Raw genomic sequence first — 14,025 nt, forward strand, 5'->3', positions numbered from 1 at the left:
TGATTCACTTGGTCATGTCGCAAGGGGATCGCGGCCATGGCGAAGGGAACGCCCGGATTTTTCGACGTCGACGAACGGCTGGCGGAGCTGTCGGCCAAAGGCGACGATCTTGAGCGCGTGAAGGCGCTGGTCGATTTTGAGATGTTCCGGGCGGCGCTGGAGGCGGCAGTGCCGCGCGCCGATCGCTCCAAGGGTGGGCGTCCGCCGTTCGATCATGTGTTCATGTTCAAGGTGCTGATCCTGCAAGCCATGCATTCGTTGTCGGACGAGCGCTGCGAATATCTGATCAAGGACCGTCTGTCGTTCATGCGCTTTCTCGGATTGGGTTTAGCCGACGCCGTTCCCGACGCCAATACGATCTGGACATTCCGCGAGGCGCTGAAGAAGGCGAATGCGGCCGACGTCTTGTTCGAGCAGTTTGACGCAGCGCTGCGCGAGGCCGGCTTTCTCGCGATGTCGGGCCAGATCGTCGACGCCACGATTGTCGCCGCGCCCAAGCAGCGCAATACGAACGGCGAGAAGCAGGCGATCAAGGACGGCCGCATTCCAGAGGGCTGGAAGGACAAGCCGGCGAAGCTCGCGCAGAAAGATCGCGATGCGCGCTGGACGGTCAAATACACGAAAGCCAAAGTGCGGGAGGACGGCTCGGTTCCGCCGGTCGATCTCGCCATCCCCGCCTTCGGATACAAGAACCATGTGTCGATCGACCGGGCGCATGGGCTGATCCGCAAATGGACGGCGACACACGCCGCCGCGCATGACGGCGCAAGGCTCGAGGATGTTCTCGACCGCGCCAACACAGCGAGCGAGGTCTATGCAGATACGGCGTATCGCTCGGCGAAGAATGAAGCGATGCTGTTGCGGCGCGGCTTCGTCTCGCGCATTCATCGCAAGAAGCCCAAGGGCAAGGCGATGCCGGAGCGCACGCGCTTCGCCAATGCGCAGAAGTCGAAAGTGCGTAGCGCCGTCGAGCATGTGTTCGCGCATCAGAAGGGGCTGATGGGCCTGTTCGTTCGAACCATCGGCCTGGCGCGGGCGCGGCTCAAGATCGGGCTCGCCAATCTCGCCTACAACATGCGCCGCTTCGTATGGCTGCACGAGCGAGGGGCGCCCGCGTCAGGAATATGAGCGACGGGAATGGCCGCCGCTCAACGACGCACGGGACGCAGCAAGGCCAAATGTCACCCTGCGCGAAGACGTCGATCCGCGTCATGCCGCGCTATCGACCCAAGAAAACAGGGTTATTGGAGGCGTCCAGCTGATTTCCTCAGGGTCAATTCCCCAAGCAGGTGTATTGGAAAACGACGGAATCCGTCGGCGCGCTAAGAGTCACAACGAATCCCGTCTTACTTTGTCCAGAAATGTAATAGGTTCCTTTGTAGGCGCTCGCGACGGTAACGGTGCAATATGCATTGTTTGGGAACGCATCTGCGAATGTGATCGCACAGCCCGTGGGCGAACCCGTTCCGAGCGTGAAACGTCCCGCGTTATTCGAGCTGCCAGGCGATACAGCAGGAGGACTTGTCCCGCATGAAGCAATTGACGGAAGCGCCGGATACGCCATTTGATTCAGTGCATAGCTTTTTGTTGAATTGACTTCCGACCATCGTGCAGTCGAAGCGCCATTGACAATCGAGTTCGTGACCGTGGGGTAAATGTTTCCCGCCGCGTCCATATGAATTCGGTCGTCGACTCCGCCAGAGCCAAGCCCGATCGAACCCGCTGCTGTAACGTTGTTGAGGCCGGACGCGCTAAGTCCGAGGGAAACCGTGTTCAGTCTGCCACCGACATTCACATCATGTGCGCCGGTTCGATTCAGATAAAGCGGTCCTCCGCCAGACGACAATCCCGCAGGCGTAAGGACAGTCTCCAAGGAAACAGTATCGTTGACTCTTATCTTTGCGTTAGAGGCATAAACGAGAACGCTGGGCTTCGCCACAACGCCAGCGGAATTTTGCCCCCACATCTCCGCCTGCACGGCGTTCGAGTCGTCGATCCACCGAACAGACTGCCCCGCGCTGAGTTCGGCAAAGACGCCGCGCCCGCCAGAGCCGACGGAGGTATCGAACGCCGACTTACCGGCGACGATTCCCTTTCGAAAAACGGGTCCGGCCCCGCTGGGCCAAAAGGCGATCGCAGCGGTTGGATTTTGCAAAGGCCGTCCTGCGCTGGGATAGGCTCCGGACGTGATGAGTTGCCCTAAGGCCGTCCCGCGGGGCCACGCAGCCGTAGCGGGGTGAACGTCCGCTATTGCCCCAGCTGCAGTGATATCTAGCTGTGAAGCGAGCGTGACGCCGAGCGCGCCCGGCTTGTGCCAGGCGAGAGAGACTGAGCCTGCGGCGATGGCGTATCCGGCTGTGTCGTCATTTATGGCAAGCGCGTTGATCGCGTCCGATCCTGTGCTGCTCTTTCCAACCGCAGTTCGATGATCCGATGTGCGCGTGGCGAAATTGCCCGCCGCCGCGCCGATGGTCGAGGCGCATGCGATCTGTCCGGTCGAATCCCAGCCCGTGATGGCGGACTCCGCCCAGCTCTTCGTCGTCGGCGGAAAATTGTCCGCAGTGGCGCTGCTGACGCCGCATAGAATGCGATTAAAATGTTGAACGCTCCAGTTGCTTCCGGGCGCGCCGCCCCAATCCGAATATGTGTCCGCGATCGAACCAGGCGCTGGGGTTGGGTTGGTGATGCTCGAGCGGCCGGTCAACTGAGCGTCGATGACGTTAGCGCCGGACGCGCGGTCGGCGAAAGCCCGCGCCGCGACCACCATGACGACGCCTGACCCCCACTGCCCGGCCTGCTTCGGCCCCCAGACTTGGCCAGAGGCCGCGTCGAATGCGAAATCGCAGTCGCGGCCGAGATCGGCGGCGGGCGCGCCGTTCGTCGGCAGGATGGAGCAGCCGCCGTCGCCCCTCGGCGCAAGCGGCGTAAAGGCGTTGGGCGTTTGCGGATCGGGCGCGAGGGTCTGCGCCTGCGCGAGCGGCGCCATCAGCGCCAAAGCGAGAGACAGCACGCGCGGGAGAACAAGCGCGAAAGAGCGGCCCATCATTCGGTTCCTCTTGGCGCCGGCTCGACCGGACTCAGCATTAGAGTTCGAGACACGACCGTATTGCCCATGATGCGCCGGTTGGCTCATGGACGATCAAGCTCGTCGTTAAATCCTCTAGGCGCTTTTCATGCGGGCTACCGCCCGTCCGATCGAGAAGAGCGCGTCGACCAGATTCGATATTTGAATCTTTTCCGGCGGCGCTTCCGGCTCCCGTTCGAGCCTGACTGCGTCCAGCCCTACGACGAACTCGCTGGCCGCGAGCAGTCTCAGCTGCTTCGTATAGGCTTGGCGCAAATCGCGGTTCAACGCGGGCGGCAGCATTGTCTGCCGCTCCGCAAATGGAAGAATCTGAAGCTGAGCCAGTAAACGATCCGCCTCGAGAACGGATGCGCCGCCGCGCACAAGCTCGCTCTTGATCGCCACGAGGGTCGCGCTGACCGACACGTTCAGTCTCTGCTCGCGGTCCGGGGGGCCAAGCCTATTCATGTCAAGACCGGTCATACGGGCGAAAGTCAGAATCGAGTTGCGCTCGTCAGGGTCGTCGTAATCCTGCACCAGAATCCTGCCGTCGTACGCGATCGCGCTCCAGTTGCGGCACATCGCAACGAGGTCCATGTCGACCCAATGTTCGAAGCCCATTTCGCTGAAAGGCTTGGTTGTAATGTTGTGGATGACGTGAGTCTGGTACGAGGCGTCCGCCAAATCCGCGAAGTTGCGGAAATATACTATCGGCACGATATCGAAATCCGTGAACCCTTGCCCAAACTCCTTGACGCCTTCCGCCGGAAGTATGCACAGCGCTTCAGCCGAAAGGATTATGCGCGAAGCACAGCTGGACTCGATCTCGTCGAGCAGCGCCTTCAACGTCGATTGTCGATCGATGGGGCCTGGCAAGGTGAAGTCGCCCGCAGAAAGCGGCTGGGGCAGGAACATCTCACCGATCAAACCGTGCTGGACGGGCGAGTGCGGATGACGCCCCGTTTTTGGATAGAGAACCCCCTGATCGTACAGCCTCTCCATGTTCTCCTGGAGGAAATACTGAATGGCTGTAGTGCCGGTCTTGAACATGCCGATGTGCACAAAGAGCTTCTTGCGTTCATTTGCATGGCGCGTTGCATTGGCCGACGTCATCTTTTGAATGGACTCCTTGCTAGTGCGAAGAATACCTTGGTGTCGCCCTCCCGACAGCAATGTAACAGCAGGCCCGCCTCAGATCTGGCCGCAGGGCTATTCATTCGGAATAACCCGACCGTCATTTCTTTTCGACCATCACCTCCTCACATTCGATGTCAGCGAATTTCTTTGCCAGCAACTCGATGTCGTCCGATAGCCGCATCTCTTCAGTCTGTGAGGCCGATGAGGCGCCCTCGTGCGGCTGCTCACAACACGCCAGAAACACTCCCATTACTTGATCGACCGCCGCAACGCTTACATTACGCCGGTCTGCTTCAAAATACTCCTTCGGGGATTGCGGACCGGTAACGATTTCATATGCAGGAAAATACGTCACTTCCCTCAATGCAGTCGAAACCTCCTCAGCCACCACGCGAAGCGCAGATTTGCTATAGGTCGATGCGCAAATCACATGATTGGCGGTCGCAGTCGCGACGAGCGGAACAGGCGAAACTGTCAAAACAATTCGGACATCAGCGTTGATCTCTCGCAATTCATTTATGAAATCCTTTAGGTCGGCGCTCATCTCAAGAACGGTGAAATTCTTAAATACATGTTTCTCAGGATCGAAAGTTCCGGCGATAGTGCCGGGGCATGCGGGAAAAACTGCCCCGTCCTCGCGCGACACCCATGCTTCCGTCAGGCCAAGCGTGAATATGAACACGTCGGCTTCAGAGAATACGCGCAGGCAGGCTTTCAGATGCTGTCGCGTTAGAAGCTCAAATTCCTCATTCGACGTAGCGTAATATTTTAAGCCCGGTCTGAACGGGTCAATTACCGCATCGCCCGTTATCCAACGATCTTCAGAAGGCCAATACATGGAGCGACTACGACGTAATAATTGCAGGAGTTGCCGAATTGTATAGATGTTGCCATATGCAGCGCTAAATTTATCATATCCGAGATTTTCTCCAGGAATTTGCCTAAAATTAGGGTGACGCAATTCAGTTTGCAAATATGTAAAGCCAGAACGCGTTAAATAAGGCACTAGATTTGACGCAAAACAACTTCCCGCCGAGGCGACTTTGTCGCCATGTTTAATAAGAGGATAGTCGACGGCGATCATTTCATTCGGTCGAAATGATTGCGAAACAGAGCGTGACCAGAAACTACGAGAAGGAGCATTCTTATACGGATGCACGAGCGTCCTCCTAGTTGCTAGCGGCGAGCTTATCTCTTATACGATCCAGCATTAGCTTTCCATAGCCCCCATTAGCGTGGGTGAAATCTTGAATAAACTCGGGCCGCAGATAACCATTAGCATCGCCCGCCTCGAGAGGCGCCGAGACAAATATTAGATCATGCTGTTTAGCAATTTCATCCAGCAGCAACTGAAGTATTACCCACGCTTTATACCTTAAACGTGGGCTACTAATCTTAACATTATCCAAATTAATGAACAGCAACTTTGCAAATGCTTCAAACCACGAATCCTTCGCCTCATATGACGATTGCAATTGATCATCTCCTCGCGGAGGGGGAGAGCCAATTAAAAACGGCTTGCACCCCTTTATTTCCTTTAAACGAAGAATAATTTGAAGCATTTCATTAAGCCCAACTAAATATAGCTCACGTATTACTCGGTTAGGAACAATGAATTTTTCTTCATCAACACCCCCTTCGCAATTTGGCAAACAAAAATCGAATTCAGGTTCATGTATCAACAGGAAGTTATGAATATGCTGGCTGCCGTTGTAGAGAAGGCCAACTGACTTGTCTGTAGATGCATCATATAGCGCATCCCAGTATGCTGCATCAATCGGCAATGTATAGCTCAATCCAACGAAATCGTCATAACCCTCGTGAAGAAGGGGTTTTAAGACTGCATTTTTTTCTCCCGTTCCGAAGTGGAGACCTAAGGCAGCCGCATGAGAATGCCCGGCTATAATTATAGGGTCTTCATACGTCATTCAATTCCCCTGTTGGTGGACGATCTTGACTGCTGAGCCAATATTTGGCTGACAAGATCCCAGCTCCAGTCTATTTTTTCAGGAACGATAGCTTATTTGCCTCGTTATCCCATTCACCCCTTTACTGATCAATCTAGCCGCCCTGCTTTATCGATATTCAATAGCTGACGTCCTAGCGATCAACCGGCGCACCTGAAAAGCAAATTTGTGCGAATTTTATTCACGCTAGCCCGCGAGGCTATCAAACTCCATGCTCTGGAATGCCGGCGCCCCCAGACTTGGTTTGGCGAAACGCGTCTGATCAGTCCATTTCACACCCGAAGCTTCAATGAACTGCAGCAGCTCCGGGTTCACTAAGGAAAAGTTTTGCCCTCGACTGACATCCATATCGTTGGTGAAGGTGATGAAATCGTCGAGAAGAGCAGGATCCGGTTCGGCCTGATTCGCATGGAGCAAACCGCACAGTTCATGGATGGAGCCCTTAATATTAAGACGTGCTAAATGATAGATTTCCTCAGTCGAACAGCCTGCGAGGAAATTATTCATTCTCACGATGGCCTCTCTTCTCGCCGCCAGAGGCATCACCGCACAGCTGAGGTGACGAGGGGATTGAAGAAAATGGTAACGGAAAGTCAATTCGTTTTTCAAGCAATAACTAGCCAATGGGGCCAGATGAAGCATATTATACGCTTGATATGTAATATTTACATAAATATATGCGTTGTTAATTTGTTTTAATTTCTTAATGTTGCTATCTATTTGGGCCCATTCTGAATTGGCGCGAATGTAATCATTCACCCCGCCTACGCCGTCAAGGCTTATGCCTAGAACGACACTCTTAAACTTCGGCAAGATTTCACACAGTTCTTCGCTGACCACGGTCCCATTTGTGACCGCTGTGAGGGTAATATTTTTTGCAAGGTCTTTGCTGACCAAATATTTCAGGGTGGACAAAACCTCCTTGATCAACATCGGCTCGCCGCCGATCATGTTGATTTTCGTGATGTCGCCAACTTTATAAAGTAGATCATTGAAAATAAAATCCTCATCTTTAAACCATTGCCTGCCACTCGAAAAACGGCTCAGACCTACCTTGCTTTTTCCTGTTTCCGCCCTGATCAACTTCACTTCTTCAACGCCGACGAGCGTCGGACATTCGATACGAAGAACAAGCTCATCCGCGTCCATCGTTTCCTTGGGCAATTCGACTGTTTGCTCCAGAGCCGCTCCAGACATCTCGCCGCGAAACATCGATACGCCATTCACAAACATCTCGATTATGCTTTGCGGCTCCGCGCCAACGAGTTTGATTCGAATGGACGACACTTCGCGCGGCGCGCTTTTCATGCTGATCGTCGCCACGCCGCTTATCCAAGCGACAGGCGACTCTCCTGATGCGTCGAGTTTAGACAAGCCGTCGTAGCCAACCCCCAGCACACGCGCCGGAGCGATAATCATTCCGGTCCCCTGCCACCGCGCCGCGACTTCATAGTCTGGCGTCCAACGTGAGTGAACAGGATCGTTGGCGATACTCGAACTCGACGCCGGCATACACATCCTGCATTTAAGGTTGCACAAATTGCCCACGTCGAGATCGACCCAATTGGGACCATTCGGCATGCGGTAATCATTATCTCGAGCACGCTGAATCAAATCCGAGAAGCTTTCGTTTCGGGGATTGATGTAGCCGCCTTGCCAAGCTTGGCTGTTGATTATCCTCAAGCTCGGAATTCCGGCTGTCTCGTGTCCATAACAATACCCACAACCCGGATCCTGCCTTCCTTCCACGAGATTACGCCGAATTGAGCGCATCGCGTTAGAGTTCCATATCTCCTCAAGCGAACTCTCATAGACCGACATCGCGCGCCCATCTTGTGATAGGAGCGGATGGTAAGCGCAGCATGGCCTCGCAGATCCGGCCGTGGCCACATTCACCTCGATAAACGGGTGAATACAGAACGTGGGCGGCAATTCCTCTGTCTTGTCCCCATCGTCGCCTTCCGCCATGGCTAAACGCTCCTATTTGTCTGCAGCACAGGTAACTATAGAGAAAGTCTGAATTTTTTTTGGAGCAGTATTGTGGCGACATCGTGATTTGGGTGGCGGGAAAATGTTGAATTACGGTGAGACGCGCCATCTTTAGTCTCGGTCATGGCGTAACGCTCCTTTCTCGGAGCGGGGATGGCTTGGCAACCAACCCGTTACGCCTTCACCCCTCACTCAGATTCAGTGTCGCTCCAGAAAACCCTCCAACGAGCGCGTCTCCTTCTCCCTTTCGGAGGGAACGGCCTTTAGCACCACTTGATACACGCTGGCGAAGCGGCTTGCGCGCAAGAAGCTTTGTTCCTCGTCTGACAGAGTGGCCCAGAGGTCCGCGAATTCCGTTTCTTCCGGACGCCGCATAACGAATCCGGCGTCAATAACGCTCAGACCCGCTCCCGTAACCAATTCCTCGATGTTTTTCATTCCAAAAAAGCGAAGATGCGTTCGGTCCAGAAGCCCCCATTCGCTATAGCGGAACGTGCCTTTGAGGAGACACGAAATCAGACTCGCGTGGCCCGAATGGGGGAGCGACACGATCAAGGCGCCTTCCGGCGCGAGCAATGTCTTGGCGGAATCGAGGACCGCCCAAGGATCGTACAAATGTTCCAGAACGTCCGCGAGGATCACGGCGTCATAGGGACCTGTCGGAATCTTGCTCAGCCAATCGGCTTCGTTCAGGTCGACGCGAGCGGCGCGTTCACAAAAGCCGGAGCAAACGTCGACGCACTCAGCGTCGACGTCGACCGCCGTCACCCGGCAGCCCTTGTCCGTGACCAGGGAGCGGGCGATCGATCCAGGCCCCGCCCCCAAATCCAAGACGCGGCGCTGATCGCCTATGAAGCGCCACACCCACGCGCTCGCCGCATCCGAACCAGGATCGACCGTGTAACGGTATAATTCAGCGGGAAGTCGAGCGGGCGTCATTTATCAGCGGCATAAAATTCTCACGAGCGATCTCATAATGTTCAGCATATCAAATTCGACAAGCAATTCCAGCACTTCGGCGCGGAGGTTGTGATTCTACGACCCTCCCTCGCCGCACACCGGCTTTTTCCAGTAAACGCCGGTCCAATCGATTTGATGGAGTTCGACGGCGAGGCTTCGTGACGACAGAAAATCGGCGACCGCCCGTCGACAGGATTCGAGATAGCCGTAATCATCAACGATGACAAAGCCTCCAGGAGAAACTTTGTCATAGAGGGCGGTGAGCGCGACATAGGTCGACTCGTACATGTCCCCGTCCAGCCGCAACACGGCGATGCGTTCGACGGCGGCTCGATCGAGGGTCTCGCTGAAAAAGCCTTCAACGAACTCGAGACGGCTGTCGAGAAGACCAAAGCGCGCGAAATTCGCCTTCACGGTCTCGAGCGACACTTTCAACGCTTCGTACTGATAATGAGTGTCCCCGGCGTCCATGGGGAAGCGTTCGACATGCGGTCTCGGCAAGCCTTGGAAGCTGTCGGCCAGCCAGACGCGCCGCGTCGTATCGGCGTGGGCGGCCAGGATCGCGCGCATCAGGATGCCGGCTCCTCCCCGCCAGACGCCTGCCTCGAACAGATCGCCCGGGATTTCCTCGGCCAACGCCGCCTCGACGAGCGTTTGTATGTTGTCGAGGCGCTTCATGCCGACCATCGTGAGGCCCCAGGCCGGCCAATCCAGCCCGTTCGTGCGGAGCCGCCGCGATTCGGCGCCGTCATTCTGGGGATCGTAGCGAGGCTCCGCATCGATATAGAGGAGATTGGTCAGAGTTCGCTTGACGAGATCGAGATACAAATCGCTCGGCGTCATAGGGGGCTTCTGTTGGTTGTGCGGCTACACCGTGGCACTTAGAAGATTTCGCATCCTTCGTCGGAATCCGATGTTGAGAGCTTCGACCGCTTGAATCTGAGTTTCGAATCAGCGCAAACGAATTTTGGGGACACCCCAATGGTCCCGAACGCTAGGAAAGACCCATACCGGCGCACGCAGCGTTTGATGGTCTTGCGGATGAGTGCATAACGCGGCGCGGGCAAGACTTAAAGCCGGGTGCACGAGGATTCGTGCGAAAGCGAAAGACGGTGACCGGCCCGGTGTGTGGGGCGTGAAGCTGCCTCCGCTAGTCATCGCCCCGAAGGCTTCGTTGCTCGACCGACGCCACTTTTCCGATTTTCCAATTTTGGGGGCTTGGCATGTTCGAGAGGTTCGTCGTAAAAAGTGACGGAATTCTGTGGAGTTACAGATTGTGAAGCGAACCGCGGCCAACATGCTTTTACTCGGGTCGATCGCCAAAAAAGCAACCGACGCAATGGCTTTCATTCGTCCGGAGATCCGGAGGCTACGTGGCCTGATTGATTCTCAATATTATTACGCCGCATATCCCGACGTGGCCGAGTCAAAAATCGACGCGGCCAAGCATTATCTCGAGAGCGGATGGCGCGAAGGCCGCAATCCGAGCGAAAACTTCAACACGATCTGGTATCTTCAGACTTACGAAGACGCCGCGCATAGCGGTGCGAATCCGCTGCTGCATTTCATCAGCTGCTCAGACCGCAACACGCGCTCCGCGAGGCCCCCAGAAGATGTGGGACCGACCGATTGGATCGGCCAAGCCGCGAAGAACGCTTTGTTGCCGCAGGGGGCACGCCAATTTGCCGCAGGGTATGATCTCATTTACCGGTCGAAACTATTCAAGCCGGATTTTTACATATCCCACTATCCCGATGTGCGGGGGGATCCACTCGAACACTTCATTCGATATGGTTGGAGACTTGGGTACAACCCAAGTCCAGCTTTTAGCACCTCCCGCTACCTGCAGGCCAATGCCGACGTGAGAGACGCGGGCGCCAACCCGCTCATCCATTACTTAAATTTCGGCGCACGCGAGGGCCGGGACCCTAAGCCAGGGCTCTCCTCATTGAGCCGCAGTCCAAGGGTGCGCCACGCGGGAGGGGCGAACCTGGAGTCGAAACGCGCAATCGAGAGAGCATCCGATCCCTATTTCTCTCTTTATAAGGAGCAGGTGAGCGTCGCTATGGGTGGCCGCGACCCAAGCTACGCTCCGCTGGCGGCGAAGGCGATCAGCGTTCCGCCGAACGATCCATCGATTTTGGCCTTTTATCTTCCGCAGTTTCATCCGATCCCGGAAAATGACCGGTGGTGGGGCAAGGGCTTCACCGAATGGAGGGGCGTTTCCAAGGCGGTCCCCCAGTTCAGCGGACAATATCAGCCCCGGCTGCCGGGCGAACTAGGCTTTTACGACCTGCGCGTGCCCGACGTCATGGCGCGTCAGATCGAATTGGCGAAGCTTTATGGCGTTTCCGGATTTTGTTTCCACTATTACTGGTTCGACGGCCACAGGCTGCTCGAGAAGCCGATCGAATTTCTGCTCTCGCAACAAGCCGAAGAGTTCGATTTCCCCTTCTGTTTGTGTTGGGCCAACGAGAACTGGACTCGGCGTTGGGATGGAGCCGAAAAAGATATCCTGATGAAACAGAACCACACGCCGGAAGACCATGCCCGCGTGTTCAACGATCTGTACCGTTTCATGAGAGATCCTCGGTATATCCGAGTCGATGGAAAGCCGATGATTGTGATCTACCGGCCGACCATTATTCCAGACGTTGAGAACATGGTCCAGATTTGGCGAGATTTAGCTGCGCAAGCTGGTTTGCCGGGTCTTTATCTGGTCGCCACGACTGCATTCGGTTTCGACCATCCAGAAGACATCGGCTTCGACGCGGTTTGTCAATTTCCGCCTCATGCGGTGGCCGTTCGTGAAATCAACAACACGGTGGAACTGTTGAACCCCGACTTCAGGGGCAAGGTGTACGACTATGGCGAAGCCGTCGACGCTTACCTTAAATTACTGGAAAAGCTTGGCTGCGAAAAACGCCCGCGAGAGTATTTCGCTGGCGTGATGATGGGCTGGGACAATGAAGCGCGCAAACCTTCCCAGGGTCACACCTTCCATGGCGCCACCCCAAGGAAATTCCATCGCTGGCTCCAAGGGACGACCGAGTGGTCGAAAAAAAACAACGCCGAAGGCCAACGCTTCGTCTTCATCAACGCTTGGAACGAATGGGCGGAAGGCACCTACCTCGAACCCGACCGCAAATTTGGCTACGGCTATCTCGCGGCCGTGGCCAATGTTCGCGCCGAGGGGCTCTCGAACGAGGCGGCGCTCTCATCGTTGGCGCGTCGCGTGGCCGCGAAAAGAACAAAGAAGGCCAAAATCGTACTGTGCATTCACGTTTTTTATGAGGATCTGATCGAGGAATTCGCCGCCGCAGTCAACGCAGCGAGGAAAGTTGCTCGAATGGATGTCATCGCGTCAATCCCTAATAGCTGGGATGAGGCCGCAGCAAGGAAATTGATCGACCTCCTCGATCCCGTCAGGGTCGTCGTCTCGGAAAATAAAGGCCGCGACATATGGCCATTCCTCCAGGCTTTGCGAATCGCCGACGGGCTCGGGTATGAGATCGGCTGCAAGCTGCACTCCAAGAAATCCACGCACCTTTCGGCCGGCCACCAGTGGCGTCGAGGCCTCCTGGACGGACTGATCGGTCGTCCTGACTCCGTCAAGGCGGCTTTGGCCGCCTTTGCAGCCAACCAAAAGGTCGGCCTCGTCGCGCCAACCGAGGCGATGTTCTCCATCAGAGATCCAGTCGGCATGCGCGACAACAAAATTAATGTCGAGACGATTTTATCGAAAGCTGGGCTTGAAGGATTCCCGCTTCGCGATTTCGTCGCGGGGAGCATGTTCTGGTTCCGGTTGTCGGCGATGAAAAAAGTTGCCGATTTGCCTTACGAAGGCGCCGAATTTGGGCCAGAACTCGGCGCCATCGACGGGACCTTCGCTCACGCTTTCGAGCGCCTGTTCCCGACGCTCGTCGCCGCAAATGGCTTCACAATCGCGAACTACGCCAGCACTTCCACGTCCGCGGCTGCCCCCTATTAACGCGTATTCTCCGAAGGAAAATTAGGATGCTCCCTCCTGCAAAAGCTCTGTTTAATCTTGCCGACGACGAGGCCTGGCTCAAAGTTCTCATCGATAGCGTGTACGAACCAAACATCAATGGCGTGGCAATGCCGCGCTTCCCGCATGCCCGCACCCAGGAAGGCTGGGTAGGGTCGTCCGACGAACACGCTCTTCGAGAAGGTTTCAACTTCTACAAATATGTAAAAGGATATGCAGAAGCCCTCGGCAATCCGCTTCACGCGGGAACGCAGCTCTTGGATTTTGGCTGCGGCTGGGGGCGCTATATGCGTTTGTTCTGGAACGACGTCGCCGAAACCGGATTGCATGGCGTCGACATCGATTCGGAGATCCTTTCGCTATGTCGCATGCTCGGAGTTCCCGGCACCTACAAACTCATCGAGCCGCGCGGCGCGCTTCCTTTCCCGGACAATTCCTTCGACGTGGTCATCGCCTATTCGGTGTTCAGCCATTTGCCAGAACCGATCGCAACGCACTGGATGTCAGAACTGAGCCGCGTGTCGCGCAGCGGCTGCGTCCTTGCTTACACTGCCGAACCTCGCCGCTTCTTACAATTCATCAGTGAGATTCCGGAACGTCCGGAATCTGAGTGGCATGCCGCTCTCTCCCGCTTCAAACCCAAAGTGTCAGAACTGCTGAGGGAGTTTGACGCGGGGCGCTTCTGTTACATGCCGACCTCGGGCGGCGGAGACTACATGACCGCCGATGTCTACGGCGACGCCGCCATTCCCGAAAGCTTCATAAAATCGCAATGGGAGAAGTATTTCCGGCTTTGGGCGTATATCGATGATCCGAACCAGTTCTGGCAAGCGCTCGTCATAGCGCAGAAGGCCTGACGGCTTTCGTCTGCCGCGCTGAGCGGACTTTTCTAGGGTGTA

The 14,025-nt window shown here is 55.8% G+C and carries 10 protein-coding genes; 3 read left to right on the forward strand and 7 right to left on the reverse strand.

Annotation, left to right across the window (positions count from 1 at the left end; genetic code table 11):
• The first annotated feature begins 36 nt into the window (after positions 1–36).
• Positions 37–1,128, forward strand: coding sequence for an IS5/IS1182 family transposase (locus tag A3OO_RS0120560; protein ID WP_018407228.1), 1,092 nt, complete (start codon positions 37–39; stop codon positions 1,126–1,128).
• A gap of 145 nt (positions 1,129–1,273) precedes the next feature.
• Here A3OO_RS0120560 and A3OO_RS0120565 read toward each other — a convergent pair whose 3' ends face one another.
• From A3OO_RS0120565 to A3OO_RS0120595, 7 genes are all read right to left on the reverse strand, one after another.
• A complete protein-coding gene (locus A3OO_RS0120565; protein ID WP_018409729.1) occupies positions 1,274–3,046 on the reverse strand; it encodes a hypothetical protein in 1,773 nt (590 codons plus the stop codon).
• Between the two features lie 114 nt (positions 3,047–3,160).
• Entirely contained in the window at positions 3,161–4,237 is a 1,077-nt protein-coding gene (locus tag A3OO_RS24480) for a hypothetical protein (protein WP_245257248.1), read from the reverse strand.
• A gap of 61 nt (positions 4,238–4,298) precedes the next feature.
• Positions 4,299–5,285 (reverse strand): GSCFA domain-containing protein, encoded by a 987-nt coding sequence (locus A3OO_RS0120575; RefSeq protein ID WP_083909832.1) that lies wholly within the window; start codon positions 5,283–5,285, stop codon positions 4,299–4,301.
• Positions 5,286–5,370: 85 nt separating this feature from the next.
• On the reverse strand, positions 5,371–6,129 hold the full coding sequence (locus A3OO_RS23885) for a hypothetical protein (RefSeq protein WP_156824987.1): 759 nt from the start codon (positions 6,127–6,129) through the stop codon (positions 5,371–5,373).
• 225 nt (positions 6,130–6,354) lie between these two features.
• Positions 6,355–8,136 (reverse strand): twitch domain-containing radical SAM protein, encoded by a 1,782-nt coding sequence (locus tag A3OO_RS0120585; RefSeq protein ID WP_083909833.1) that lies wholly within the window; start codon positions 8,134–8,136, stop codon positions 6,355–6,357.
• Positions 8,137–8,355: 219 nt separating this feature from the next.
• A complete protein-coding gene (locus A3OO_RS0120590) occupies positions 8,356–9,096 on the reverse strand; it encodes a class I SAM-dependent methyltransferase (protein ID WP_018409734.1) in 741 nt (246 codons plus the stop codon).
• Positions 9,097–9,192: 96 nt separating this feature from the next.
• On the reverse strand, positions 9,193–9,960 hold the full coding sequence (locus tag A3OO_RS0120595; protein ID WP_018409735.1) for a TylF/MycF/NovP-related O-methyltransferase: 768 nt from the start codon (positions 9,958–9,960) through the stop codon (positions 9,193–9,195).
• A gap of 433 nt (positions 9,961–10,393) precedes the next feature.
• Between A3OO_RS0120595 and A3OO_RS0120600 the strand changes: the two genes are divergently transcribed.
• Together A3OO_RS0120600 and A3OO_RS0120605 are read left to right on the forward strand one after the other, a co-directional pair.
• Entirely contained in the window at positions 10,394–13,108 is a 2,715-nt protein-coding gene (locus tag A3OO_RS0120600) for a glycoside hydrolase family 99-like domain-containing protein (protein WP_156824988.1), read from the forward strand.
• A gap of 26 nt (positions 13,109–13,134) precedes the next feature.
• Positions 13,135–13,983, forward strand: a complete 849-nt coding sequence (locus A3OO_RS0120605) for a class I SAM-dependent methyltransferase (protein WP_018409737.1) — start codon at positions 13,135–13,137, stop codon at positions 13,981–13,983.
• Positions 13,984–14,025: the final 42 nt, after the last annotated feature.

The organism is Methylocystis rosea SV97 (assembly GCF_000372845.1).
Lineage (GTDB): Bacteria > Pseudomonadota > Alphaproteobacteria > Rhizobiales > Beijerinckiaceae > Methylocystis > Methylocystis rosea.